The sequence below is a fragment of the Microcoleus sp. K4-B3 genome (assembly GCF_036704615.1).
Classification (GTDB): Bacteria; Cyanobacteriota; Cyanobacteriia; order Cyanobacteriales; family Microcoleaceae; genus Microcoleus.
Genome location: NZ_JAUBSF010000013.1, coordinates 1 through 26,426, shown reverse-complemented (window position 1 = coordinate 26,426; position 26,426 = coordinate 1). Strand labels below are relative to the sequence as shown.

Genomic DNA, 26,426 nt, shown 5'->3' with positions numbered 1-26,426 from the left:
CGGGCATTGGGCATTGGGCATTGGGCATTGGCAAGGCGGAGCCTCTGGATCTGCGTTACTAGGCAGAGCCTGGTAACGAGAAAACGACAAATCAGGAGACGGCAGTGCCGTGTCCCTACAAGATTATTTGGGAGTAGGGAAACGGCATTGCCGTGTCCGACTTTGCTGACCATTTTACCAGAGGCATAATTATGAATTATTACATAGTTGACGTGTTTGCGGAGTCAAAATATGCTGGCAATCAACTAGCTGTATTTTGCGGTGCGGGAGTTGCCGAACTATCTGAAGCCCAAATGCTGCTGATAGCGAGGGAAATCAATTATTCAGAAACTACGTTTATTCGATCGCCCGATCCGCGAGATGGCGGCTATGACGTGCGGATATTCACGCCCAAAAAGGAATTGCCCTTTGCGGGTCATCCGACTTTGGGGACTGCGTTTGTGTTGCAGCAAGAGATTATTCGCGAAAAGGTCGATCGAGTAATTCTCAATCTAGCCGTCGGTCAAATCCCCGTCACTTTTAATTATCACAATGAATCGGCAGATATTTTGTGGATGCGACAAAACCCGCCTAGTTTTGGTCAAGTTTTATCAGCCGAAAGTTTGGCAAATGTCCTGAATTTAGCACCCGATGAAATTGATTCGAGATTCCCAATTCAAGAAGTTTCGACCGGAGTGCCGTTTATAATTGTACCGTTAAAAACTCTCGCCTCGCTCAAAAAAGCTCAAGTCAACTTAGATAAATATTTTGAGCTAGTTGATACAATGGAAGCGAAAGAAATTTTGATATTTTGCCCAGAAACTTACAGCGACCTTAATGATTTAAGCGTGCGAGTTTTTGCCCATTCATTAGGAATTCCCGAAGATCCGGCGACTGGCAGTGCTAACGGCTGTTTGGCTGGATATTTGGTAGAATATGCTTATTATGGGGCAGCAAAGATTGATGTCAGAGTGGAGCAGGGTTATGAAATCGATCGACCTTCTTTGCTGTTGTTACAAGCAGCCCAAAATGAAGGGAAAATAGCAGTTTTGGTTGGTGGTAAGGTGGTGATGGTTGCTAAGGGAGAATTTGTGTAGAATATTTAACAGAGAATTATTAACCGCAGATGCACGCAGATCTACGCAGATATGTACAGCTAGATTTAGATGCTTCTTTGGCGATCGAGATGTTACAATTTTGCTAATAGCGATCGCAGCACTTTGTCTGCTTCTGGCCGTCGCAGCGCCGGAAAATCAGCCATCTGCGGCCTGAAGCAATTCTGTCTGAGTTTACACAAAGCGGTTTTTTCGGAAAATTTGCAATTGAGTGCGATCGATCTGAACGACTACTGGCCGTCGCTTGTTGAGGACGATCGCATTGTGTCTGTTTACCAACAGCAACTGAGCCAATATTGCCACAATCGCGCGTCTTTTGAGAAACTTGCCTTCAAAACGCGCCATCCGGACGATCGCCTCTTCGATTTTATAACAACAGTTGTTGCCTTTCTTGGAAATCACAAAAATCCTTCCCGGTATGTAATCCCCTTCATTTGCCCAGAAAGCATACCTTTCGCCTAAAGTAAAGTAGTGAAAAACATTGTTAGCGGTGGAAGTTTGAGCTAACTTTTCCGAAACGCCCAAAGAATTAAAAATTACAGTCGATCGAATATAATCCGGGTATTTTGCGGCTATTTGCTGAGCAACTTTGCCGCCCAAACTTTCTCCGATGACATCGGGCGGATTTCCGCTGTGAAATTGCTGCTTTATCCAATCAATAGCACCCGCAGTTTGCGCCGATTTTAACTGGCGTTCTAGTTTTGCCATAAATACATCTGGCGTATCTTCCAAAACGCGATCGAAAGGATACCAAGAACCGTATCCGCGAATCACCATAACAGGCGGATTATTGCCAGAAATGGGAACGCGACTTTCAGCATAAAAACCAGTGCGAGAGTCTTCAAACACTTTTTGTATGATATAATTTCCATCAATAACTTGCCCTGACTCGTGCCGAATGTAAATTGAAGGGTTATTGGGTTTAAAAGTATCGTGCAGTTGGGGTTTTGCAAACTTTTCATACAGGGAATCTAGCAAGTGCCTTCCCGTTTGGCGATCGACAAAATCCAATTCAGTTCCTTTCATTATCTGGTAGGCGCCGGTTTTACCAACAATATTTAATAAGTACAAAAAATCTACATAAACCCGCCACCGCACAACGAATAATCTCAATTTCATCTGCGTTAATCTGTGTTAATCTGCCTGTATCTGCGGTTAAAAAAAGAGAATGTATTAACCGCAGATGACAACGGATGGACGCTGATTCACGCAGAGGTCGAGAAGAGAGATAGGAATAATCCGATGCTAACAGATTGGATATGAAACCCGCCCCTAGCAAATCACTTTTACAAAACTCGCAACGTGCTAGCAATACTATGGACTGCTTCCATCGCGCGAATTTCATCGAGTGCTTGTTGAAAATTACCTTCTCTAACATCGTGAGTCACGACGACAATTTCTGCTAAATCGTCGTGAATCCCCGTCTGCACAATTGATTCCAAACTAACTTTGTGATTGCCGAAACAAGTGCCGAGTTTGCCAATTACCCCCGGAGTATCGCGCGTCAGAAAACGGGCGTAAAAGCGAGTAACAAGTTCCTGCATCGGAGCTATTTTGCAGTAGTGTTGGTGACTGCAACTAAGCAAAGGATGGGGAATCGGAACAGTTTCGGTTTTCAGGATGGCCGCCACATTCATGATGTCGGATACCACCGCACTCGCTGTGGGCCCCGCACCCGCGCCGCGCCCGTACAGCATCAATTGCCCGATCGGCTCTCCTTCGACTAAAATTGCATTGTAAACCCCGTTAACACTCGCCAGCGGATGAGTTTTCGGAACAAAACTCGGATGCACTCGAATTGACAGCAGTTCGCTTTCTCCCTCCGCTTGCTTCCGATTGTAGTGGGAGGTTTCTTGAGCAATCGCCAACAATTTAATCACAAATCCCAGCTTGTCCGCGTAGTCAATATCAGCCGCACTAACTTTTCTGATACCTTCGCAGTGAACATCTGCTAATTTGATGCGTCCGCCAAAAGCTAGCGAGGCTAAAATAGCAATTTTATCGGCAGCATCTAATCCATCTACATCTGCTGTGGGGTCAGCTTCAGCATAACCTAATTGCTGAGCGTCGGCGAGGACTTCGGCAAAGTCTGCACCTTCTGTTTGCATCCGCGTCAGGATGTAATTAGTTGTGCCGTTGACGATGCCGGTGACAGTTTGAATGCGGTTTGCACCTAAAGATTGTTTGAGGCTTTGAATGACTGGAATGCCGCCGCCGACAGCAGCTTCTAGCATTACGTAAACGCCTTTTTTGTTGGCGGCCTCGAAGATTTCATTACCGTAGCGGGCGATAACTGCTTTGTTGGCAGTGACTACGTGCTTGCCGCTGGCAATAGCTTGCAGAATGAGCGATCGCGCCGGTTCCAATCCGCCAATCAATTCTACTACAATATCTATTTCCGGGTCAGTTGCGATCGCTTCTAGGTCAGTTGTCAGCACATTTTCTGGCAATTGTAAAGACCGAGTTCGAGAAATATCGCGCACTCCCACCCGATAAATTTCCAATTCCTGCAACAGCGGATGGCGGCGATCTGGGGAGAGCAAAATCTCTGCTGTACCCGCGCCAACTGTACCCAAACCTAACAAACCAATTTTGAAAGCCACGACTTTGACCCGTAGAAACTCAATTAAGCCATAACCATTGTATGCTAATCAAGCAATTTGTCATTTAAGTAAGCTCAATATCCAGATCCCCGACTTCTTTAAGAAGTCGGGGATCTAATTTGAGATGACAATTCACAGTTCTGAATCCATGTCTACCCCCATTTCTCGGAGTCGCTGGGCAAATCTTTCCGCCCGCTGGCGTTCTGCATTAACTTGGTGTTCTAGCTGCTGATTTTGCTGTTCTAGTTCCTGATTTTGCTGTTCTAGCTGCTGTCGCTGTGCTTCTTCTTCTCGAATTAAATCTTCTACTAGCGGCGGAGATAGCACTTGATTCACCGATAAAATAAATTCAGCGAACTGTACAGATTGAACTTGCTGTCCCGGCAAAAATTCCTGGTGAGAGTAACTGCCTTCATTTTCTGGACGGCTACACACTCGTATTTTCGGTTGATTAGCGTCTACAATCCAATATTCAGGGATATCAATTAAGTCATATTCTGCCCGTTTACGGATGTAGTCGTCCCGCCAATTTTGACTGGTAACTTCTATAACTAACAGCGGTTTTTCTTCAAAGTCCAAGACTGCGGAACCAGGTTGCGCGCAGACTTGTTCCCACAGACTCTGAGTGCAAATCACAACATCAGGAACGCGCGCAGAGTTTTCCTCGGTTCGGACTGCGGTAGTGACAACTGCAACTAGCGGTAGGTTGTGTGCTGCAAAGAAGCGCCGGAACTGGTAAACCAAAAATTCACATATTTTGATATGTATAGCTGTCGGTGTTGGCATTTCAATGATATGTCCCCGATATAATTCATAACAAACACCTGATTCTCCCTGGTATTCCAGATACTCTTTAAAGGTCAGTTGTTGGGTAGGAATTAGGATCATGTCAGTTATCTCCCTTTTTCGGTGAGCTTAGTGTATATTGTACACTTTTTGTGGGCCGTTCAAGCTTCTCCAAACTAAAAACTGTTTAAAACAATTGTAGGGCGAGCCAAGCCCACCCTACAAATCAGATTAAATCAGGTAACACATTAATAAGTTTCAACGTGCCAACGGTGCTCTTTCTTCAACTGTTTCTGATAGCCAGCCCAGTCAACGCCGTACTTGCTAGACGCAGCCGACATTCCCTCATCAATTCCGCCTTCCATACCCTTCAAACCGCAGATATAAGTGTGAGTATTCGGCTTTTGAACCAATTCCCACAATTGGTCTGCGTTCTCTTGAATCCGGTTTTGAATGTACATCTTGCCGCCGTCAGCATTCTTTTGCTCGCGGCTGATGGCATAAGTCAAGCGGAAATTATCGGGGAATTCTTGTTGCAATTGCTCCAACTCTTCCTTATACAGAATGTTGGGAGTGTAAGCAACTCCAAAGAACAGCCAAGCTAAACCTTTGAACTTGTAATCGGGATTGTTTTCTTTAAACATCCGCCACAAATAAGCCCGGAAAGGAGCAATACCCGTACCGGTAGCCATCATAATCACAGTGGATTCTTCGTCGTCTGGCAACAGCATTTCCTTGCCTACCGGGCCGGTGATTTTGACATCATCTCCAGGTTGCAAAGCGGTGAGAAAAGTCGAACAAACACCAAAGACTTTTTCACCGGTTTCCGGGCTTTTGTACTCTAGGCGGCGGACGCACAGAGAGACTGTTTTGTCGTCTACATCGTCTCCGTGACGGGTGGAGGCGATCGAATAAAGCCGAATTTTGTGAGGTTTGCCGTTTTTATCCGTCCCATCAGGAATAATCCCGATACTTTGACCTTCGAGATAGTGTAACTTGCCTCCAGAAATGTCAAATTTGACGTGACGGACTGTACCCTCGCCGCCTTCTCTGACTAATTCTTCTGTAGAAATGCACTTACCAATATAGGGATTGGCCGGCTTGTAGAGGTTAACAGGAACCTGAACTTTTTCCTTGGCTTGAGTCATGGGCTTAGTTTTTTCTCCAGATTTCTGACTCTTTAGCCCTGCTTCTGGTGCGACTTTGCCATTATTAGTTTCGGGAGCGCTGTTTGAGGGGCGGATGCTGACAATTTTGCCACCCATGCGAGCAATTCTGCGCATTTCCTGATTCATGCGCTCGTAGGGCACGGAGATAAATACGCTGCCGCTACGGCGAATCGGGTTACTTGTTTGGTCAGTTGCTTCGCTCTGACGCATACCCTCCACTTCGTAGACAAAGATGCGGCTGCCTGATTCTGAGTTTGCCGCAACACCAGATATGCTTGGGCTGTACATTTGTTGATTTTCCTTCACGATACAGAGTTATAAAGAAAGAGAATGTGACGTTAGACTCAATTTACTTTTTTCTTAAGGCCATCGGGACTAATTGGCCGCGCCAATTTTTGGGCCTCGCCACGCCGGCGGGAGTGTTGAAGTTGCGATCGCTCGCGTATCCAATCCCTACTAGCCGAACGCCGCGCTCACCGAGCCCTCTTGCGTTCGGCTGTTGACCTATAGCTATTGTTGTCTGCGTACTGCCAATATTTTACCCGATAGGGGGATCTGCCCCGATAAGTCCTTCTGATTTGGGGATTCGGGGACAGGATTCGAGGGGGAGGGGTAGAACGGAGAGGGTTCGAGGATTTGACTCTAGGGGGAATAGGGGATTGAAATATACAATTTAAATGCAGCACAGCCTAAAGGAGGATTTCACCAGTTAATGAGGTTGAGCTTGTAGGGGGCCGATGCATTCTGGTAAGATTAACCACTAAAGTTAGTATTAATTACTTGCGTTGAAGATTGTTTGGGTCTTCCCGGGCAGGCAGTCAACTGACTGCTGTATGCTGGTGAGAACTCCATCGTCTCGGGGTAGCAAAGCCGCACAAAGCCTGCTTGTCGCTATCTGGGGACTGAAATTTTGTGGAATCTAGACTTGAGTTAGTTAGTAAACAGTGATTTTGTTAGAGGGAAACTATGACCAGTAAGCCGGATCGCGTGGTTTTAATTGGCGTTGCCGGAGACTCCGGATGCGGAAAATCTACTTTTTTGCGCCGATTGACAGATTTGTTCGGGGAAGATTTCGTTACTGTAATCTGCCTTGACGACTATCATTGTCTCGATCGCAAGCAGCGCAAGGAAACAGGGATTACAGCCCTTGACCCGAGAGCGAACAATTTTGACCTGATGGCCGAGCAAATGAAGGCGCTCAAAGAAGGTCACGCGATCGACAAGCCGATTTACAACCACGAAACCGGTCTGCTCGATCCTCCTGAGCGGGTAGAGCCGAATCACGTGATTGTGATTGAAGGGCTGCATCCCCTTTACGACGAGCGAGTTCGATCGCTCCTCGACTTCAGCGTCTACCTCGACATCAGCGACGAGGTAAAAATTGCTTGGAAAATCCAGCGCGACATGGCGGAACGGGGCCACCGTTACGAAGACGTGCTGTTTGCGATCAATGCTCGCAAACCGGATTTTACGGCCTACATCGACCCGCAAAAGCAATATGCTGATGTGGTAATTCAAGTGTTGCCGACCAACTTGATCAAAGATGACAAAGAGCGGAAAGTTCTGCGGGTGCAGATGATCCAGCGCGAAGGCGTCGCCAATTTTGAGCCTGCGTATTTGTTTGACGAAGGTTCAACAATTAACTGGGTTCCTTGCGGCCGCAAGCTGACTTGTTCTTATCCCGGAATTAAGATGTACTACGGGCCCGATGCTTTCTACGGACACGAAGTCTCCATTTTGGAAGTAGACGGTCAGTTTGAAAATCTCGAAGAAGTGATTTACATCGAAAGCCATTTGAGCAAGATTTCTGCGAAGTATGAAGGCGAGTTAACTCACCTGTTGCTTCAGCACCGCGAATATCCCGGTTCCAACAATGGAACTGGTTTGTTCCAAGTGTTAGTCGGATTGAAGATGCGGGCGACTTACGAGAAGTTGACTGCGAAGGAAGCGAAAGTGGCTGTTAGTGTTTAGAACCCTGACATGAAAGATTTGGGAGGCGCAATTGCGCCTCTTTTTTTTGGAGAAATGAACCGCAGAGGGCGCAGAGTAGAGTTAGGGGAGGGTGTTTGGAAGTAGAGAGGTTAAGAAGGTTTTTCCGGCTTCATGGAGGTCGCTATCTAGGGAAAAAGTTAGACTGCGAACTCGAATATCGTCATTTTTTATATCTAGTGGCTGTTGGAGGTTTTGCGGGTAGACGAGAATTGCATTTTGGCAATTTAAGGCATTTGCGTAAGCCACTATTTGATGACGGTCATTACTGCCTACTTTATCGGGAGCTTTGTATTTTGTATCGAGGACGTATTGGACTTTACTTGTTGCAATATCGCACAGCAGTAAGTCAATCCGATCGAAATAGTTTTGGTCGTGGGTGACTCGGTGTTGTTGTTTGACAAAAAAGCCTTTTGGTGTATTTGCTTTGAGCCATTCAGCGACAAATTGTTCATATAAATTAGCCATGTCTATGAGAAAAGGGAGCATTTCGCGATCGCCACTTTCGTGACTGGGCCCTGTGTTATCTAAAAAGAAGCGACATAAGGCGTGTAAAAGTTGATAATCTTGATTCAAACGGTGATAATTTCTATCAATACAAGCTTCTGATTTAAAATGTTTTAATGTAACAAATCCTTGGAGTGCGTGAAAGGCTTTTCGCACAGTGGATGAAACAGATTCACCGCACAAACCGCTGCGACCAATGATGAAAAGTGTCCAAGCCAGAATTTGATTATCTTCAATATCGCCTGTTTGTTCGTTATAGTGGCATTTTAGTTTAACATCCCAAGGTTTTTGCAGGGCTGACCGCAAATCGACGCGACCGCGAATGTAGGCGAGTCTTTCGGTTTTGGATAAGTAATCGCGATATAATCCTTTGCGACAGCGTTCTAGAATTTTGTGGGCAAGAATGTTAGCTAATTTCTCGTAACTTTCTTGTAAAGATTGGCACTGAATCGATCCTTGGGGAAATTTTATCTTAAGGTTGTAGGCATAGTCAATCATTCCGAAGAGGTTGTTTATGGGAACCTTTGGGCGGATGGCGATGTGAAATTCAGGAGTGATTGGAATGTTGCCCACTCTGCCTTTAGATTTTAAGTGCCATTGATATTTTGTTTTAGGGTTGGGAAATTCTATCTCTATTTCCTTGGCATAATTCATATATATTTTATCTCCTACTGATTCGGGGATAAAATCTTGTTCAAAAGTTGCTAATTGATATTCTGTAAGTTCGATAAGTCGGCTGGATTCTGGTTTCATAATTGTGGTGGATGCAGTAACGCCACGGTATGGGCGTTAATGACGGCGTTAGATTGTCAATAGCCCAATTTATTCTTGATCTTCTCCCAGAGAAACTCATCCATTTTTTCCAGGTTATCAAAGAAGTATTCTTCGAGGTATGGCTCAATTTCCATTTGCCAAATATCTTGGATATCTTCAGCTAAGGTTTTTGTCAAAAAGAAGGAGATGCCTAATTCATAGTGTTTGTTGTTAATTGCGCGATTGACATCTTTTAGAATGCTAGTTAATTTATCAACTGGAAAACCTGTTTCCTCTCTGTGGTGATACTGTCGCAGCACTTCATAATTGGGATAAACGGGAATGAATGCGAAGCGGCGGCGGAGTGCGTTATCGACTAAGGCAATAGAACGGTCTGCGGTGTTCATTGTGCCGATAATGCGGACATTTGCAGGGATTCTAAACTTTTGACCGCTGGCTAGTGTAATAAAGCGTTTTGTGTCTTGTCGGTCATCTAGGAGATACATTAACTCGCCAAAGACTTGAGAGAGATTTGCGCGATTAATTTCATCAATAATGAGAACGCAAGTGTCTTCACAGGCTTCGGCTTTTTCGCAGAATTCTAGGAATCTACCGGGAACTATTGAGTAGGTTAATTGTCCGTTTTGAGTTATTGGGCGGAGGCCTTCGATAAAGTCTTCGTAGGTGTAGGCGGAGTGAAATTGGATAATGTCTGAGAAACCGTCACCGCCGCCGATTAAGTGTTTGGCTAGTTTTTCGGCTATAAAGGTTTTTCCGGTTCCGGGTGGGCCTTGAATGATGGCTTGGCCTTTGCGGTTAATGGCGTGTATCCATTGGGTTAGTTGGGTTGTTTGAAAACCAGTAATTCCTGAAATTGTTTCTAGTTGATACACTGCATTAAATCCCTTTTCATAGACTGAAAGATATTCATCGAGTAGACGAGGTAAATCCGGGTCATCGTAGAGACTAGAAATTAAAAATAATGGAAATATCTTTTTAAATATTTGCGCTATTTTATAAATTAGTTGTTGGGCAGAATATTCTAATATTTGTTGTGATTCAAGTGATATACCAGCAAAAATATCACCAAACAAAACGTCTTCAAATTTTTCAGATTGTTGTGAATCGACAGGAACATTTTCCAAGATATTTTCTAATAACTCATACAAATTTTTTTCGGATTTCATTTGGCAATAAATACCCTTTAGGTCGAAATCATAAAAAAAATGCTCGTTGTCATCAAAATCTTCCTCTATCCAGCTAGATTTTAAAGAAAAATGATGTTGTTTATTACTCAAGTTATAGCATTTGAGGATTTCGATAAAATCAACGTCATCTCTATATTCTTCTTTGTAGTTATATAGCATTAACTGAAACACATTTTCTTTTACCTCCAAACCAAAAGTTAATCTCTGATCTTTAACTTTTAACATTAACTGAGGAGCTTGGAGAGGAATCATACTGTTAAAAATACAGTAGTCTACCCTATAGACTATATATACCGGATATTTTGATGAATCAATGACGCAACAGCTCTCATACTTAATATTTATATACTTTTTAATAAAATCAGGTAACTGCTCTTCTACCTGGCTTAAAATATACTTCAATGGCTCTTCTACATATTTTAATAAATCTTTTTTGTGTTCCATGTAAAAATCAGAGCTGGTATGAGCATTAAATTGTGCCAATAGGTTAAATGTCTCTGCTGAAAAAGGACATTCAGGATGTACAAAAACTTTTTCCATTTTTTCTGTATTTTTAAGATGACTCAATTGTTGTTCTTAAATTATTGTAACCGATCGCCCTTCCCGACACCAGATATCTGAGATGCGATCGCACCCCCCATCCTTACCCACATCAAAAGCCCTCCCAAACCAGTAACACAGGCAAAACCGCTAACAACAGTTCCCGGAAAAGTTAAACTTGCGCCGAGTGACTCAGATTTACCAAATTGTGTCTATACTAGATAATTGAATCCGGCGATCGCGACTGATAACGAGTACATTAAGATACAAAGCAGTAGCAGCAATAATGCGATCGGGCAAATCGGGAATTTGCGATCGGTCAACTTGCCTTAAAGTCAAAGCTATATTGCGATCGAAAGGAATTTCAACCAATAAGGCATCATCGCTCTCAACTTCTCTCAATAATAGATCGACAGTGGTTGAATTAATCCGCCCTCACTCGCTCAGATAGACAATTTCTGCTAATGTAATTGATGAAAAAGCCACCTGATTTCCCTCGGCAGCTATCTGTTCTATTGTCGTTCTAGCTGTCACCGAAAGTCGTGAATCGGCAAATATATACCAGATAACAGCATGAGTATCAGGTACAGCACGCAGCATTAGAAATCCTCCCTTGGGAAATTCGCCCATTCTTCCCTCCGAGCTTCATCTATATCAGCGGCAGAAGGTGCAATTCCCAAGTCAGCACATAAACCCCACAATGATTTGCGGGGAGTCGGCCCAACAACTAATTCTCGTTCTATTTCAGGAACTATCCACTTAATCAATCGTAACTTTTCGGCTAGAGACAAGTGCTTAACAAGATTTAAAACCGCCTCAAAAGTCATGTTTTTTATGTTTAAATTGGTGATTGATGTAATTGTAGCATTTTGGCTGCCAAGGACAGCATCACCAGGTTTGGGTTGAGAAGATTCGTTTACCACGGTTCCCGGAAAAGTTAAAATTGTGTCGAAACTATCTAAACGTGCTATATTCAATTCCGTAAACCCTGAACTGCGCTTTCAGGTAATGCAAATTTATAAACGAGTCAACTGAATGCTCTCTACTTTCAAGAAATTAGCTTCAATTGCAATCTTCTTTGTCGCCGTCAAACTTTTAGTTAACTATCCCCCTTTCAGAGAAGCAGAAAATTATATCGCAAATAGAAACCCAGCAAGTGCAACCTTAGACAATGGAACTCTGCACCAAAAATCCAGCAGTCCGCCTCCGGTACCTCGCAAAAAATCACCGGAGCAAAAGTTCGATGTAGTAGTGTATGGCGATGAAGTACCGGGGATATGTGCGGCGATATGGGCTAAGAAAACTTTAGGCGCAAAGGGTAAAGTTGCGATCGTGCGATCGAACTACCGAAGTGCTCCTTTGGGCGGCTTACTCACCCGCGGCGGTTTAGCTTACATCGATTTAGATAAAATCCCCGATTGGTACCGCCAACCCTACGCCCAATGTTTTAAGGAATTTTTAGATAAAGCGAATGCGCCCGAATCTTGCTTAGACCCAAAACTGGCAGATCGAGCTCTCAAACAGATGCTTTTAGCAGCCAAAATCAAAGTTATTTCCAACTCAACTCTTACTCCCCGCGTCGTAGATAAAAAAATTGAATATGCCGAAGTAAAAGGCAGCAATCTAATAATTAAAGCCAACTCTTTTATTGACGTAACTCAAGATGCCGAATTCGCCAGAAAAGCAGGGTTATCTTATTATACAGGATATGAATCTCAAAATATAAAATCCAAAAATGAAACTTTAGCTGTCTCTGTAGTTCCGAGAATTACAGGTATAACGATGTCCGAATTCCGCAGCATAGAAGATGAAATTCTATACAATCGGCCTTTGGTAAAAAAGATTAAAGAAAGCATTATGAAATCTAAAGATCCGGCTAGTACAAAATTCTGGATGAGGAATTTCTGGAGTACGATTTATCAGCCATATACAGACGGATACGACATCAGAAGCGTAGCTATAGGAGCAGCGTATCACATAGACAGAAATCTGCCCTTTAGCCAAAATAAAGGATTCTTTTTTGATAAAGGCAATGTCTGCGTTTATAACAAAAATGTGCTCTCCTGGAACGGGTTTCTGTTTAAATACCAAGTTGACCAAATCATGAAGATGGAAGCTAACGGCAGAAAACCGACTCCTGAGATGATTAGAGAAATGTCATTTCTCCAATACTGGCTACAAAAGAAATCTGGTAAAGATGTGAGAGTATTTATTCCAGACGAGGTTTATATCAGGCAAACTTTGAACGTTCGCGATGTGGTAGATCCGCTGACGGGGCAGGAAATTATCAAAGGGGGAACTGCACCCGAAAAGTCGATCGGCAGTTTTTCTTACGATTTCGATATGCGGGGCGGAGTCAAGAATTTATCTGCGAGAATTCCGCCGCTCCCAGTGTATAATTTCGGCATAGAAAGCGCTTTGGCTAGCAAAGTCAAGAATTTAGCCATTGTCGGGCGATCGTCGGGTTATGTGGGTATGGCGGTATCTGTCGGGCGAATTGCGACGGTGAATATTTATCAAGGACAAGGTGTGGGCGTGGCGGCTGGTTTGGCTAGCAAGTTCGGCGTGCCGCTGAATACGATTACTTCGGCTGAAACGAAAAAAGCTCTGGAGACTTTAACGGGGAAAACGACGTATTTGTCGGGGAGAGATACGAGTTATGGGGTGGATTATAAGGAGGTGAAGTAATTAAAGATATTAAGAGGAATGAACCGCAGAGGGCGCAGAGGGCGCAGAGAGGAGAGGGATGAGAGGGTTTGTTAGGAGAGGATGAGGCGGCGGATTCCTTCTTTTAAAAAGCGGACGTTAAAGTTGATGAGAAGGGCTAGAGGATAACCAGTCATTTTGAGGTACGAAATAACTTGAGCCTCATGGATAGGAAGTATAGTTTGGACTGACTTTAATTCAACAACGAGAGTGTTGGCAACCAGCATATCGTATCTGCCTTCCCCAACCACAACACCTTTATAAGTTACATTTACTGTAGGTTGAGGTTGAAAAGGAATTCCCCGGCGCGAGAGTTCTTCACGCAACGAATTCTCATATACCGCTTCCAAAAACCCCGGCCCCAACTCCTGATGAACCTCCATCGCCGCCCCAATCACAGCATAAGTCAACTCATTCAGATCATCTTCCAACTCTCTTCTCTCCTCTTCTCAAACCAATAATCACAATCGTAATCCAAAACCCTCCCAACACTCTTCCCTCTGCGCCCTCTGCGCCCTCTGCGGTTCAAACCTCTTCTCTTCCCCCCGCTGTGGCACAATCTTAAATAAGATCAAACTCTCAAGCCACCATGACCGCAAACCTACCCCCCCAATACGACCCCCAAGCCACCGAAGCCAAGTGGCAAAAATACTGGGAAGACAACCAAACCTTCAAAGCTGACCCCGAAAAAGGCGGCGAACCTTACTGCGTAGTTATCCCGCCGCCCAACGTGACCGGCAGCCTCCACATGGGACACGCTTTTGAAGAGACGCTGATTGATGTCCTCGTCCGCTATCACCGCATGACTGGACGCAATACCCTGTGGTTGCCGGGAACGGATCATGCTAGCATCGCAGTTCAAACTATTCTCGAAAAGCAACTCAAAGCAGAAGGCAAAACTCGCCACGATTTAGGCCGAGAAAAATTCTTGGAACGGGCCTGGGAGTGGAAAGCGGAATCGGGCAATACTATTACTAATCAATTACGCAGTTTGGGCGTGTCTGTCGATTGGTCGCGCGAACGCTTTACGATGGATGAAGGCTTATCCGCTGCGGTTTTAGAAGCGTTTGTCCGCCTGTATGATGAGGGGCTAATTTATCGCGGCAATTACCTGGTGAATTGGTGTCCGGCGAGTCAGTCTGCTGTGTCGGATTTGGAGGTAGACCAGCAGGAAGTTGAGGGCCATTTGTGGCATTTCCGCTATCCTTTGACGGACGGTTCTGGTTATTTGGAGGTGGCGACGACTCGGCCCGAAACGATGTTGGGCGATACTGGGGTGGCGGTGAATCCACAGGACGATCGCTACAAGCATCTTATCGGTAAAACTGTGACTTTGCCGATCGTCAATCGCGAAATCCCAATCATTGCTGATGAGTTTGTCGATCCGACTTTCGGAACTGGTTGTGTCAAGGTGACACCCGCCCACGATCCGAATGACTTCGAGATGGGTAAGCGTCACAACTTGCCGTTTATTAACATTATGAATAAGGACGGCACTTTAAATGAAAATGCCGGAGAGTTCCAGGGACAAGACCGATTTGTTGCCCGGAAAAATGTGGTAAAGCGGTTAGAAACTGACGGAGTTTTGGTTAAAATAGAAGATTATAAGCATACAGTTCCCTACAGCGAACGCGGCAAAGTTCCGGTCGAACCTTTGATATCTACGCAATGGTTTGTGAAGATAGATCCTCTTTCTCAACGTGCTTTAGAAGCATTAGATAAAAGTAACTCACCAGTCTTTGTTCCTGAAAGATGGACAAAGGTTTATCGCGATTGGTTGGTGAAGCTGAAGGATTGGTGTATCTCCCGACAATTGTGGTGGGGACACCAAATCCCGGCGTGGTATGCTGTTAGCGAAACTCACGGCGAAATTACTGATACGACGCCGTTTGTGGTGGCGAAAACTGAAGCTGAAGCTAAGGAAAAAGCTACGGCTAAATTTGGTAATGACGTGCAGCTAGCAAGAGATCCAGACGTATTGGATACTTGGTTTTCGTCCGGGTTGTGGCCTTTCTCAACTTTAGGATGGCCGGACGAAACTAAAGATTTGGAGTTTTACTATCCGACAACGACTTTAGTTACGGGTTTTGATATCATCTTTTTCTGGGTGGCTAGAATGACGATGATGGCCGGACATTTTACTGAAAAGATGCCTTTTGATACTGTTTACATTCACGGTTTGGTGTTGGATGAAAACGGTCAGAAAATGTCTAAGAGTAAAAATAACGGTATCGACCCGCTGCTGTTGATTGGTAAGTACGGTACTGATGCTTTGCGCTACACTTTGGTTAAGGAAGTGGTAGGGGCAGGTCAAAATATTCGCATGGAGTACGATCGCAAAACTGATGAATCAAAATCGGTGGAAGCTTCGCGGAACTTCACGAATAAGTTGTGGAATGCGGCGCGGTTTGTGATGATGAATTTGGAGGGACAGACGCCGCAGCAGTTGGGAATTCCTCACCCCCCCCAACCCCCCCTTACCGAGGGAGGGAGAGAAGAAGGGTTAGAATTGTGCGATCGCTGGATTCTTTCTCGCTATTATCAAGTTGTGCAACAAAGCCGCAATTGTTTGGAAACTTACGGTTTGGGAGAAGCGGCGAAGGGACTTTATGAATTTATTTGGGGCGATTTCTGTGACTGGTATATTGAGTTAGTCAAGTCTCGCTTGCAACAGGATGCTGAACCAAATTCTAAGAAAGTGGCACAGCAAACTTTTGCTTTTGTGTTGGAAGGTATTCTGAAGCTGCTGCATCCTTTTATGCCGCACATTACTGAGGAGATTTGGCACACTCTGACTCAAACAGGTGATGGTGAATGTTTGGCTTTGCAAGCTTATCCTGAAGCCGATATCTCGCTAATTGATCCAGAGTTAGAACAGCAGTTTGAGTTGTTGTTCGGTACAATTCGCACTATTCGCAATTTGCGGGCGGATGCTGATATCAAACCCAGTGTGAAGGTGACGGCGATTTTGCAAAGCGAAAACGAGAAAGAACGCCAAATCATCTCAGATGGAGGTGTTTACATTCAGGATTTGGCAAAAGTCGAAAATCTGACAGTTACGGCTAGTGTGGATGCAGATTTGGGACAGACAATTGCTGGAGTTGTCGGTACTGTGCAAGTATTGATTCCTCTGGCTGGGGTGGTCGATTTGGCGGCTTTGCGTGCTAAATTAGAAAAGAAGTTGAGCAAAGTGGAAGCTGAAATTAAGCATACTGCGGCGCGTTTGACTAATCAGAAGTTTGTGGACAAGGCTACTCCTGATGTGGTTCAGGGGGCGAGGGATGCTTTGGCGGAAGCCGAAAAACAGGCCGAGATTTTGCGCGATCGGCTAAAGGTGTTTTAATAGTTGACAGTTGACTGTTAACTGTTGACTGTTTTTAGTCCATTTGTAGGCTGCGTGAGGGCGAAAAATCTGGGAATCCCAAGGAAAATATTGATTCTCACCCACCGCAGGCGCGATCGGCTAAAGTTGTTTTAAGAGTTCACTGTGGACTGTAATTTTGTTCTCAGGCTGTGGCCATTAGTGACAACAAACACGTTAAACTGACCGTCTCTTTTGTTTTTATCGAAGTCTAGATCCCCCCTACCTGCCTTATTAAGGGGGGGACAAGAGGGATCAAAGTCCCCCTTGTTAAGGGGGATTTAGGGGGATCGATACTCGGCTAGAAGCGAGATATACAAATAACAAATAACCAATCACCAATCACCAATTACCAATAACCAATAACCCTCATGTTATATTTAGCGCAAGTACAAAATCAGGAAATTTTAGGCGAGATAAGTCTGCAATTGCTGGCTTGCCAAAATTCTGATGATACTTGGGCTATTCTTAGTGAAGAAAGTTTTTTGAGATTACCGAAAAATTATACTCAAAATATAATTTACTCTGCAACTAATCTTTTAAATGAAGGGATGCTATTATTAGCAAATGTTGACGAAAATAGCCAGGTTTTGCATATTCAAGCAGCGACCAACTGGGTGCTACAATTAGTAGAGAAATATTTAACAACAGGCTTTACTCCCGATTTTTTGCAGCAAGAAGCCCAGAAAGCAGAAGATTGGCGGCAATCTCTCACTTTGCAGAGTCAAGAATTGTCTCGCCGCTTGATTGAAGTTGAAGCCCGCCGGGAACAAATTCAAAATTTAGAGGCAAAACTCCAGCAGGAAAAGCAATTGTTGGAAAGTTCGATCGATCAATTGAAAATTTCACCCGCTACACCGCCACTTTGACTTAGATCGACACACAACAGGCAGGGACACGGCACTAGCGCGTCCCTACAAATCTAATATGCAATTTGCTGGACATCATATAATTTGTAACTTGACAAATACCCCTTACCCGTTGCCGAATCGCCAGCAAAATTGCCTGCGGCTAAAGCACTTTTGACTTCAGCCAAGCGGCGGGGAGACACAGCAGTTTTTGAGAATTGCTAACATAAGCCCGCTTCTGGAAAACATCGTACTGATTGCGTTCGATCGCATTTAAGATCCTGCTGTACAGCATGGTAGCAGCCCAAACAGTCCAGCGGATATCGGGACTGAGCACTTTTATTCCGGGCTCGGCGCTGGCGTATAATTTGCGAGCTCGCTGAATTTGAAACCGCATCAATTCCCGCCAGCGGTTGTCAATTACACCGTTGAATAAATCTTCTTCAGTGTAGTTAAACAAGGCTAAGTCTTCTAAGGGAATGTAAATGCGGCCGCGGCGGGCGTCTTCTCCGACATCGCGCAGAATATTAGTCAACTGCTTGGCAATACCGAGGGAGATGGCTTCTTCTTTGGGAATTCTATTCCCCCAGTGCCAATTCCAGTTAGCAGCGGAGTTCGATTCGTCTACACCCATGACAGACATCGACATCAGCCCGACAGTACCCGCTACTCGATAACAGTAAAGATTGAGCTCTTCAAAAGTTTCGTAGCGGCTGCGGTACAAGTCCATTTGCTGGCCCGCAATCATCTCTCGAAACGGCTGAATGTCGATCGGGAAACGAGACAGCGTATCCACCAAAGCTACGTCGTAGTCGTCGTGAGGATGGCCGGCAAACACAGATTCTAGCCGTTTTTCCCACAGATTGAGGGTTTCAGGGGTCGTTGCATCAGAACCCGGCCCGTCTACGAGTTCGTCGGTGCGGCGGCACCAGACGTAAATCGCCCAAATCGCCCGACGCTTGGCTTCGGGCATGAGTTGAGTGCCTAAATAAAAATTTTTGGCATAACTCGCCGTGACTTGGCGGCACAGTTCGTAAGAGTCATCCACAGAAGCCAGAGTTCTCATGCACTGGAGTTTTGACAGTTGCAGCATCCGAGAATAAGAAATTTAAAGATTAGAACTGACATTCCCCCGTTTAGAAAACGGGAGATTCTTTTACGTTTTTATGAAAAATTCTTAATTTTTCATTTGTTATTGGCCGTCGAAATAGCCTGCGCTGTCAGCTTACCAGAAAGCACGGCACCTTCCATACTCGCAAGATAACGCTGCATTGTATAATCCCCCGTTAGATAGAAATTGCTAATGGGAGTTGTTTGTGTGGGACGGCACTGCTGGCGTCCGGGAGTGGCTTTGTAAACGGAACGTGGGGTTTTGACTACGTGATATTTGAGCAGTTTGGCTGGTTCTGGGATTTGATCGGGAAAGAGTTTTTCTAACTCGACCATTGTGGCTGCGACGATATCTTCGTCAGATTTGCCTATCCAGTCTTTTGCCGGTGCTAAAACCAGTTCCAGCATTGATTTGTCTGGGTTGGCATATTCGCGGCAGGTGTTGCTCATGTCGGCGTAGACGCTCAGCAGGGGCGATCGCGAGAACAGCAAATGGTCGATGTCAGTTAGCTTGCGATCGAACCACAAGTGTACATTAATGACGGGTACTCCCTCCAAGCCTTCGAGCTGTTTGAAATAATCCATTTCGCCCCAAGGTTTCGGCATCATCAGCTTCAGCGGGTCAACCGGCATCGCGGAAACGTAAATATCCGCCGTCAGAATTTCTGACTCTGCCCCTTTTACCCCCCGAATGTGGAAGCCGCGCACCGTGTTGTCATCGTTGAGCAAAAACTCTTTGATGGGTGCATTCAGCCGTACTTCGCCACCGCGCTCAGTTATGTAGTCTACCATCGGCTGACACAACCTCTCTGTGGGGGAACCGTCTAAAAAGGCCATTTTCGAGCCGTTTTTCTCTTGCAGGAAGCGGTTGAGGGCTGTCAGCAGTATGGTTGCAGATATTTCGTGAGGGTCGATGAAGTTGAGCGCCTTGGACATGGCGATGAATACTTCTTTTTCGACTCTGGGGGGGACGTTTTGCTTTTTGAGCCAGTCGGAAAACGAGTATTTGTCCATTTCTTCGACGTATCTTTGACCCTGAAGCATCGCCGGAATCAAACCTATACCGAAGCGGATTTTTTCGGGCCAGGTGAGCATATCGTTGTTGCCCAGGATGGCTGCGACGCCGTTGAAGGGGGCCGGAAGGTCGGGAAAGTCAAAGCGGGAATAGGTTCCGGGGGTTTCCGGCTGATTGAAAATCATCGAGTGCTCTTTCCATTGCAGCCGGTCTTCGATGTCAAGTTCTTTGAATAGTTGGAGCATATTTGGGTATGCACCGAAGAAGATGTGAAGGCCGGTTTCGTACCAGTCGCCGTCTGCATCTTTCCAGGCGGCGACTTTGCCGCCGAGTACGTCCCGACTTTCTAGGAGGATGGGGGTGTGGCCCGCGTCGGTAAGATATTTAGCGCAGGAAAGTCCTGCTAAGCCTGCTCCGGCGATCGCAACTCGCATTTGATACTACTTGGCCTCTGTGTTCGCTTCGGTTTAATTATACTTTACAACTCGTTACATTTTTTTGGGAACTGGGGCTGGTGGATGTGAGGGGATTTTAGATTTTAGATTTTAGATTGCTCTGACAGCCGCAATCCGGGGGCTTGTGAGGACGACGCAGAGCTTTTTTCTGGCTCCCCAGCCGCGATCCGGGGGCCCCGGACGAAATTGCTTGATTGTCAAAGGACTGTTCCCAAAGATGCAATACCTCAGTATTAACGGAAATCTAGGACTTTTTGCTATCATCAATTATGAGGCAAATTTCAATTAATTAGTTAAATTTATGGTACAAACAATTCAAGCTAGAAATGTCGCACTGAATGATTTGGAAACCCACTTCAAAATAGAGTGGATTGAGGATGACCAATTTTTTCGCGAGTGGCAAGATGATTTGCCAGAAATCAGTGATTATGAAAAACAACGATTAGACAGAGTGAAAGCAAGTTACAGGAATTTGCTCAAACATCCGCCGCTGCTCGAAAATACAGTCAAAATGGTGGTGCTGTCTCCGTTTTTGGATTTAGCTGATTTTTATCTTGCTCCTTTTCATGTTACTTCAGAAAAATCTGTAGAAATTGTTGACGAATATGAGGGAGTGATTGTGAGGGGACAGTTGGATGTTTTGGCTTTATTTCAGGAGTTGTGGGTAGTAGTTATTGAATCAAAGAAAGCTGCGTTTTCTTTGGAGGTAGGGATTCCGCAGTTATTGGCTTATATGTTAGCTAATGTGAGTGCCGATCGACCTACTTACGGACTGTTAATGAATGGGGCAGATTTTCTATTTGTTAAGTTAGTTAAGCGAGAAACACCACAGTACGCTTTTTCTCGGAAGTTTTACCTTTTCAATCCGGGGAATGATTTGTACAGCGTGCTGAGTATTTTGAAGCGCCTTGGTGAGTTGAATGTTGGCAATACAGTTTAGCAAGCGATCGCACTCTTCTGTGAGGGCGATCGCTCAGAGACGCGGTTGTACTTCGTTTAAATAAAAAATGAAGAATGAACTAATTAGCAGACTGAACAGGCGCTGGCGGTAATTTTTGGCTCGGTACAGGTAGGGAAGTTGGTTGAGGTTGGGGCTGAGGGAGACCGGGAACACGGATATATCTCCAATTACCAGTAAACAAGAGGTACATAACACCCGCAAGTACCACACCGCTAACAACAGCAGCAGTAATCTTCCAAACACTGTAGGGACGTTCGCCTTGAACTTCAGCGGTACGTGCATTAACCATTACTTGATATCGCTGGTTTTGATAGCGATAGGCACACAGCCACACAGGTAGCAAAATATGCTTAAAAGTGATAGCATTATAATCAGTAGAAATGCTGTGAACCCGCTGCTCGTCGCCGCCGATATCTCTACAAACATCGTAGCGAATAGTACCGGCCATGACATTTTTAGCAGATTCAAATCCTTGAGTGAGAGAAACTTGCGATCGCTGCGCTTCAAACCCAGCTAAATAAGATGAATTGTAAGCGCGCAGCGACTCCTTGAGATGCCAAGGTTCTAACGCATCCAGACGGGGGCGATCGACTGAAGTTGTAGCGGGAATCAGAATATCGTCAAAAGAGCGATTGACTCTGCCAGAAGCAGGCCACCACCTAGTATGTTGGACTTCGCGAGTTTTAGTTTCAGTTTCGCCCTGCGAGTTTGTTTCCGTATAAGTTTCAGTCACGTAGTAGTGTTCTCCGCGATCGCCCCTATAGTAACTAACCGTATAAGTGTCGTAAGTCCAAAACGGCAAATAAACCCCTTGAATTTTCTCCTGTTGGGCTAGGGATTTCAAAGCAGAGGGAGCAAACCAGCGGTTGCTGAGCCACTTCTGAATGCTTTCTCTGGCCTGTTTATCAGTAACTTCAAAGGGTACAATTCCCTCTGGATGCACGCTAGGGCTAGCCTTTGCAGGTTGCGTCACAATTGGAGAAGCACAAAATGGGCATTTACCCGCTACTTTCGGCGGTTCAAAAGTAACACTTGCTCCGCAATCATTGCATTTTACTTCAAGGGCGGTTGTTGATAAAGTTGTCAGCGTTGTTTCGTCGAATTGTAGGTATTGTTCGTAAGAATTTTCTTTTACCTCTTCAGCAGTTTGGGGAATTGCATCTTCCCAGCCGCAGTAAGCACACTTGAGTTTTCCTGCTTGGGGGTTGAACTCTAAATAAGCCCCGCAGCTAGGACAGGGAAAACGTTTAACAGCAGGTTCAGAAGTATTCATAATAGTTTATTGGTGATGTAATTGGTAATTAGTAATTTGGAAAGCAGATTAATTACGAATTACCAATTAACTAAATATGCAAAATTTTAGGCTGCGGCTGGCGGGGGAGGCGGCGGTACTGTCGCCAACAAAGATGCTAATTCCGGCACTTGCGATGCTAACTTCCAGCCGTCTAAACCCGCACGCCAAACCATTACCTGATGTGTCAAACCATTTTGCAGAAGTTGATCCAATCCAAAAGGGCCTGATTGTTGACCGTTCTGGGCAATATACCACTGATGTTGTGTTGGTGGGGGAGGTGGCGGCGGAGTTTGGGATGCTGGTGACTGCATCATATTTGTCATTTGTTGACCTAGTGCCATTCCCATGCCAAATTCTAATGCTTGATTGCCGCCGCTAGGGTTATTTGCTGATGCTTCTATGGCGTTAGCAGCTTGATATTGGGTATATTGCTGCATATTTCCCAGAAGTCCGATCGAGGCTCGTTTGTCGAGTGCTGCTTCAACTTCTGGAGGCATCGAGATATTTTCAATTAATAGCTGAGTTAACTCTAACCCAAACTGCTGGATACTTGGCTCTATGGCAACTCGTACCTGTTCGCCCATGTGGGTGTAGTTGGCTGCAAAGTCTAAGAGGGGAACGCGGGAACTGCCAACCCAATTGGCAAAGGCACTGACTATTGTATTGCGGAGTTGAGCGCTGATTTCATCTACTTGAAATAGTCCGTCAGTGCTGATTAGTTGTTTTAAGAGTTGTTCTGGATGGGAAACTTTAATGTTGTAGGTTCCAAAAGCCCGCATTCGCACTGGGCCGAGTTCTGGATCGCGGATAATTACAGGGTTAGAGGTTCCCCATCTTAGGTTGGTAAATATTTTGGTGTTAAAAAAGTAGACTTCTGCTTTAAAGGGAGAGTTGAAACCGTAGGGCCAACCTTTTAAGGTGCTGAGAACGGGTAAGTTGCGGGTGTACAGTTCGTACATTCCTGGATCGAAGACATCGGCAACTTTGCCTTCGCTGACAAAGACTGCTATTTGTCCTGGTCGTACAGTTAGTTTAGCACCTTGTTTAATTTCGTTTTGGTGGCGCTCAAATCGATAGGCAATGGTGTCGCTGGTATTGTCCAACCATTCGATGATATCGACAAATTCGCCGCGAATTTTGTCAAAGAGTCCCATAGATTTATTTTGGGTTGTTGTTTGATTTTAGCTTCAATAGGAGCGATCGGAGTTCCCGATCGCCATTGTAAAGTTTTTAGGTGCGATCGCTGGGGATGGGCGCGATCGCACTTGCAGACAATTCACAATTCCGGTTCGATTCCAGCCGATCGCAACTGAGCGCGCAATTGCTCTAATTGGTCTTCTGCTTGTTGAGCTCTTTCTTGTTCGCGATCGGCTCTTTCTGCTCCCGATAACAGCAAATTTCCTGCACTATCCCACCAGCGCAGCCAAGGTAACTCAACATTTTGATACCTTCCTTGCCAAATTCCCAATTCCACTCCTAACCGTTCAATGGGATAATGACCGCGCTCATTTGCAGCAACTAATTGATACCTATCTTCGATCAGGTGATAGACTTCAACGCTAGCCTTAGTTACTTCATAAATTCCGTAAAATGCCGGACGGATGACATTTTCATAAATCCAGAATTTACCCGGCTTAGTTTCCTGTTGACCCGATCGCAACAAAGGCGTTCTGTCCCGTTCTTCTGCACCATTGCCCGATACAAATTCTAACACAATTAACGGTGCTACAAATTCTTGCCACATCACATAATAACGCCGCAATTGACCGTCAATAGTTGGTGGCACATTCGGCACATAAAACCAGTCCGGTGCTTCCGCACCCCGTTCTAGCGGCTCAGTTAATCGCCAATAAATGCCGCTGTCTTGACCGATACAATAGTTACCATCTGGATGAATGCTTTGGAAGACGGGAGTAATTGAATCGGTTAACAGAATGCTTTGGGGATGTTCTTGGAAATTTTTCACAAAAGTACCGTCGGATTCTGGTAGCTGAGTGTGGTCGGGCCAGCCTGTAGGGTTGTTTTCTATATCTAGGGTGAATTTCATAGTTTTATTTGGGTCGCAAGCATTGTTTTGTTGTGAAAGAAGTTTTGATTTTGAGTAGATGCAAACTCGATACATCTAACTCAGACCTCTATCTCCCAATCCTCCAGACGCAAACCCTCAACGCGGCTGAACTCGCGGGTATTGTGAGTTACCACGATTAGGTTGTTGGCGAGAGCAATAGAGGCAATCAAAAGGTCATTAGGGCCAATTGGTGTTCCAGATGCAGCTAATTGAGTGCGAATTTGACCGTAAATTAGGGCAGACTGGTCATCAAAAGGTAAACTTACAAACTCATTGAAAAAACGTTCTAGTCTAGCTAGATTGCTATCTTGACGAGAACTTTTAAAAGCACCCCAGTAAAGTTCTGCTTTAACTACAGAGCATATTGCTACATCACCTGACCGCATCATTGCTAGTCGGCGAGATACCGATGAGTTGCGGTCTGGATTTAACAAACGGATGCAAGTATTGGTGTCTAAAAGATAAATCACAGCAATTCTTCCCGGATTTCATATTCCAACTGCTCAGGACGAACAAGCGGTTCTCCCTCCCAACTTCCTATTACTGTCTCAAAAAAACCGGGAGACCAGCCTAAATCTTCCGGTGTTTTAGCTTCAGTTGCGGGTGATATGCGCTGGAAAACTACAATAACTTCTAAATCTGTATCTTTTATCCCAACCGGGACTTGCAAATGCAACATCCCGTCTGATCCGACGTGCGATCGTACTTTAATGCTTTGCATAACTCTTGCCTCCTTAAGTTTGTACTGAAAAATCCTCATAATCGACTCCCCAATTCACCCATTTAATCGCTTCTCTGGCTGAGTTGATATCGGGCGGCACTCGCAAAGCGTGAATCAATCCGGTGCTGGGACAAGTCATTTTTAACAGATAAACCGGCTCTAAGTCAACGTTTCTCTCAATTTTTAATAAGGTGTATTCTTGCCAAGTATCTAATTCAACGGCTGCTAATTCGCGGGCTATGCGATCGTAACCAATACCTTGAATTAGCACTCGCTTGAGTTCGGCGTTTTCTTCCTCTAACAGCCATTGCGGTTGCCACTCGTTGGGGTGGATTTTTCCGTATTTTTCGGGTAAGGTGACGCCGTGATAGGAATAGAGGCTGTATCCATCGGCAAATTGAATGGCGGGTCCTCCTTCGGCGTGGAGGCGGTGTTGGCTGTCGAAGGAGAGAATGCGAGGGCGATCGCACACAATGCAAACTTTTTTATAGGGAAAAATCCAGCCGCAGTGCATAGTCAAAGACTTAAGCGCTTGCCACGTTATGGGGTTGTGTTTGCACTTTAATACGGAAAAACAGAAGTCACAATTTGCAGCAAATTCAGTCCATACTCTAGAATCTACAGGCTCATAACCTTCAGTATCAAAAACATCTTCATGACCAATGCTTTCTTCTAATAGTTCCCTAAAAACACGAGAAAAATCATTCCATTCATCCGGGCAAAGGAGGCGAAATAATTCATATGAAAGCTGTTCGCTTATATTTTCCCAAGCCTCGCCGTACAGTTGCTCTGAAAATTGGTTAAAAAGGTTGACTCCAAATTTTTCGTATAGCTGAGTAAGTGATTCGCAGCCAATAACAAGATTGGTAGCTTCGTAGGGGCTGTCGCAAAAAATAATTTCGGGTTCTGCTTCATCAATTGCAAGGTAAGCTTCTTTTACTACCTCTGTCGCTTTTTCGCGATTGAGTGGATCAGTGGAAAACATTAGACATCTCCAAAAATAATTAAAGCCTTTGTGTAACGCCGGCTGTATGACGTAAATGCAATCATCCTAAATTAGCGACTCTGTACGCTCTAATAAGGCTTTGAGATATTTATTGTTGATAATTAAGCCAAAATATCTAGTTATGTGCGTTGATTTTTACCTGATGATGTAGCAGATATTTCTCATGGTAATATTAGCGCTCTAATTCGCAACCTTACTATTCCACAAATCGTCAACACTACTTGCTCATATT

Annotated in this window: 25 protein-coding genes; 7 read left to right on the top strand and 18 right to left on the bottom strand. The window is 44.9% G+C overall.

Going from position 1 to position 26,426, the window contains the following annotated elements; genetic code table 11:
• Positions 1–191: 191 nt before the first annotated feature.
• On the top strand, positions 192–1,076 hold the full coding sequence (locus QUA78_RS08795; RefSeq protein WP_333300421.1) for a PhzF family phenazine biosynthesis protein: 885 nt from the start codon (positions 192–194) through the stop codon (positions 1,074–1,076).
• Between the two features lie 192 nt (positions 1,077–1,268).
• Here QUA78_RS08795 and QUA78_RS08790 read toward each other — a convergent pair whose 3' ends face one another.
• The 4 genes from QUA78_RS08790 to petH form a co-directional block, all read right to left on the bottom strand.
• Positions 1,269–2,213: a hypothetical protein gene (locus tag QUA78_RS08790; protein ID WP_333300419.1), complete on the bottom strand. Its 945-nt coding sequence runs from the start codon at positions 2,211–2,213 to the stop codon at positions 1,269–1,271.
• A 167-nt stretch (positions 2,214–2,380) separates the two neighbouring features.
• Positions 2,381–3,697 (bottom strand): homoserine dehydrogenase, encoded by a 1,317-nt coding sequence (locus QUA78_RS08785; protein WP_333300417.1) that lies wholly within the window; start codon positions 3,695–3,697, stop codon positions 2,381–2,383.
• Positions 3,698–3,829: 132 nt separating this feature from the next.
• Positions 3,830–4,585 (bottom strand): Uma2 family endonuclease, encoded by a 756-nt coding sequence (locus QUA78_RS08780; RefSeq protein ID WP_333300415.1) that lies wholly within the window; start codon positions 4,583–4,585, stop codon positions 3,830–3,832.
• Between the two features lie 146 nt (positions 4,586–4,731).
• Positions 4,732–5,940 carry a ferredoxin--NADP reductase gene (gene petH, locus QUA78_RS08775; RefSeq protein ID WP_333300414.1) on the bottom strand — a complete coding sequence of 403 codons (1,209 nt, stop codon included), beginning with the start codon at positions 5,938–5,940 and terminating at the stop codon, positions 4,732–4,734.
• Positions 5,941–6,618: 678 nt separating this feature from the next.
• On the opposite strand from petH, the gene QUA78_RS08770 reads away from it, so the two are divergent.
• The gene (locus QUA78_RS08770; RefSeq protein ID WP_333300412.1) at positions 6,619–7,623 is read left to right on the top strand and encodes a phosphoribulokinase; all 1,005 of its coding nucleotides are present in this window, start codon (positions 6,619–6,621) and stop codon (positions 7,621–7,623) included.
• Between the two features lie 81 nt (positions 7,624–7,704).
• Here QUA78_RS08770 and QUA78_RS08765 read toward each other — a convergent pair whose 3' ends face one another.
• The 5 genes from QUA78_RS08765 to QUA78_RS08745 form a co-directional block, all read right to left on the bottom strand.
• The gene (locus QUA78_RS08765) at positions 7,705–8,901 is read right to left on the bottom strand and encodes a 5-methylcytosine restriction system specificity protein McrC (protein WP_333300411.1); all 1,197 of its coding nucleotides are present in this window, start codon (positions 8,899–8,901) and stop codon (positions 7,705–7,707) included.
• 56 nt (positions 8,902–8,957) lie between these two features.
• On the bottom strand, positions 8,958–10,649 hold the full coding sequence (locus QUA78_RS08760) for an AAA family ATPase (RefSeq protein WP_333300409.1): 1,692 nt from the start codon (positions 10,647–10,649) through the stop codon (positions 8,958–8,960).
• Positions 10,650–10,847: 198 nt separating this feature from the next.
• Positions 10,848–11,051 (bottom strand): PIN domain-containing protein, encoded by a 204-nt coding sequence (locus tag QUA78_RS08755; protein WP_333300407.1) that lies wholly within the window; start codon positions 11,049–11,051, stop codon positions 10,848–10,850.
• Between the two features lie 33 nt (positions 11,052–11,084).
• Entirely contained in the window at positions 11,085–11,249 is a 165-nt protein-coding gene (locus QUA78_RS08750; protein WP_333300406.1) for a hypothetical protein, read from the bottom strand.
• Positions 11,249–11,626 (bottom strand): hypothetical protein, encoded by a 378-nt coding sequence (locus QUA78_RS08745; protein ID WP_333300404.1) that lies wholly within the window; start codon positions 11,624–11,626, stop codon positions 11,249–11,251. The genes QUA78_RS08750 and QUA78_RS08745 overlap by 1 nt, the downstream gene beginning before the upstream one ends.
• Before the next feature lie 58 nt (positions 11,627–11,684).
• On the opposite strand from QUA78_RS08745, the gene QUA78_RS08740 reads away from it, so the two are divergent.
• Complete coding sequence (locus tag QUA78_RS08740) at positions 11,685–13,337, top strand: FAD-dependent oxidoreductase (RefSeq protein WP_333300403.1); 1,653 nt, start codon at positions 11,685–11,687, stop codon at positions 13,335–13,337.
• Between the two features lie 71 nt (positions 13,338–13,408).
• Here the strand turns inward: QUA78_RS08740 and QUA78_RS08735 are convergent, their stop codons facing one another.
• On the bottom strand, positions 13,409–13,786 hold the full coding sequence (locus tag QUA78_RS08735) for a GxxExxY protein (protein WP_333300401.1): 378 nt from the start codon (positions 13,784–13,786) through the stop codon (positions 13,409–13,411).
• Positions 13,787–13,944: 158 nt separating this feature from the next.
• Between QUA78_RS08735 and QUA78_RS08730 the strand changes: the two genes are divergently transcribed.
• Together QUA78_RS08730 and QUA78_RS08725 are read left to right on the top strand one after the other, a co-directional pair.
• Positions 13,945–16,698, top strand: a complete 2,754-nt coding sequence (locus QUA78_RS08730; protein WP_333300400.1) for a valine--tRNA ligase — start codon at positions 13,945–13,947, stop codon at positions 16,696–16,698.
• A gap of 389 nt (positions 16,699–17,087) precedes the next feature.
• A complete protein-coding gene (locus tag QUA78_RS08725; RefSeq protein WP_333300398.1) occupies positions 17,088–17,585 on the top strand; it encodes a hypothetical protein in 498 nt (165 codons plus the stop codon).
• A 142-nt stretch (positions 17,586–17,727) separates the two neighbouring features.
• On the opposite strand, the gene crtB is transcribed toward QUA78_RS08725, so the two are convergent.
• Positions 17,728–18,657 (bottom strand): 15-cis-phytoene synthase CrtB, encoded by a 930-nt coding sequence (gene crtB / locus QUA78_RS08720; protein ID WP_333398725.1) that lies wholly within the window; start codon positions 18,655–18,657, stop codon positions 17,728–17,730.
• Positions 18,658–18,749: 92 nt separating this feature from the next.
• Entirely contained in the window at positions 18,750–20,123 is a 1,374-nt protein-coding gene (gene pds, locus QUA78_RS08715) for a 15-cis-phytoene desaturase (protein ID WP_333398724.1), read from the bottom strand.
• A gap of 322 nt (positions 20,124–20,445) precedes the next feature.
• Between pds and QUA78_RS08710 the strand changes: the two genes are divergently transcribed.
• Positions 20,446–21,084, top strand: coding sequence for a restriction endonuclease subunit R (locus tag QUA78_RS08710; RefSeq protein ID WP_333306576.1), 639 nt, complete (start codon positions 20,446–20,448; stop codon positions 21,082–21,084).
• Positions 21,085–21,163: 79 nt separating this feature from the next.
• Here QUA78_RS08710 and QUA78_RS08705 read toward each other — a convergent pair whose 3' ends face one another.
• Both QUA78_RS08705 and QUA78_RS08700 read right to left on the bottom strand, forming a co-directional pair.
• Positions 21,164–22,378, bottom strand: coding sequence for a hypothetical protein (locus QUA78_RS08705; protein WP_333306577.1), 1,215 nt, complete (start codon positions 22,376–22,378; stop codon positions 21,164–21,166).
• A gap of 86 nt (positions 22,379–22,464) precedes the next feature.
• Complete coding sequence (locus QUA78_RS08700; RefSeq protein WP_333306579.1) at positions 22,465–23,553, bottom strand: SPFH domain-containing protein; 1,089 nt, start codon at positions 23,551–23,553, stop codon at positions 22,465–22,467.
• A gap of 21 nt (positions 23,554–23,574) precedes the next feature.
• On the opposite strand from QUA78_RS08700, the gene QUA78_RS08695 reads away from it, so the two are divergent.
• Positions 23,575–23,712: a hypothetical protein gene (locus QUA78_RS08695; protein ID WP_333306581.1), complete on the top strand. Its 138-nt coding sequence runs from the start codon at positions 23,575–23,577 to the stop codon at positions 23,710–23,712.
• Here QUA78_RS08695 and QUA78_RS08690 read toward each other — a convergent pair.
• The 4 genes from QUA78_RS08690 to QUA78_RS08675 all read right to left on the bottom strand — a co-directional run bounded on the left by QUA78_RS08690 (position 23,676) and on the right by QUA78_RS08675 (position 26,173).
• Positions 23,676–24,446, bottom strand: coding sequence for a Uma2 family endonuclease (locus QUA78_RS08690; protein ID WP_333306583.1), 771 nt, complete (start codon positions 24,444–24,446; stop codon positions 23,676–23,678). The genes QUA78_RS08695 and QUA78_RS08690 overlap by 37 nt on opposite strands.
• An 80-nt stretch (positions 24,447–24,526) precedes the next feature.
• Positions 24,527–24,937 carry a type II toxin-antitoxin system tRNA(fMet)-specific endonuclease VapC gene (vapC, locus tag QUA78_RS08685; protein WP_333306585.1) on the bottom strand — a complete coding sequence of 137 codons (411 nt, stop codon included), beginning with the start codon at positions 24,935–24,937 and terminating at the stop codon, positions 24,527–24,529.
• A complete protein-coding gene (locus QUA78_RS08680) occupies positions 24,934–25,188 on the bottom strand; it encodes a hypothetical protein (RefSeq protein WP_333306587.1) in 255 nt (84 codons plus the stop codon). Before QUA78_RS08680 ends, vapC begins: the two co-directional genes overlap by 4 nt.
• A 13-nt stretch (positions 25,189–25,201) precedes the next feature.
• Positions 25,202–26,173 (bottom strand): DUF6745 domain-containing protein, encoded by a 972-nt coding sequence (locus tag QUA78_RS08675; RefSeq protein ID WP_333306589.1) that lies wholly within the window; start codon positions 26,171–26,173, stop codon positions 25,202–25,204.
• Positions 26,174–26,426: the final 253 nt, after the last annotated feature.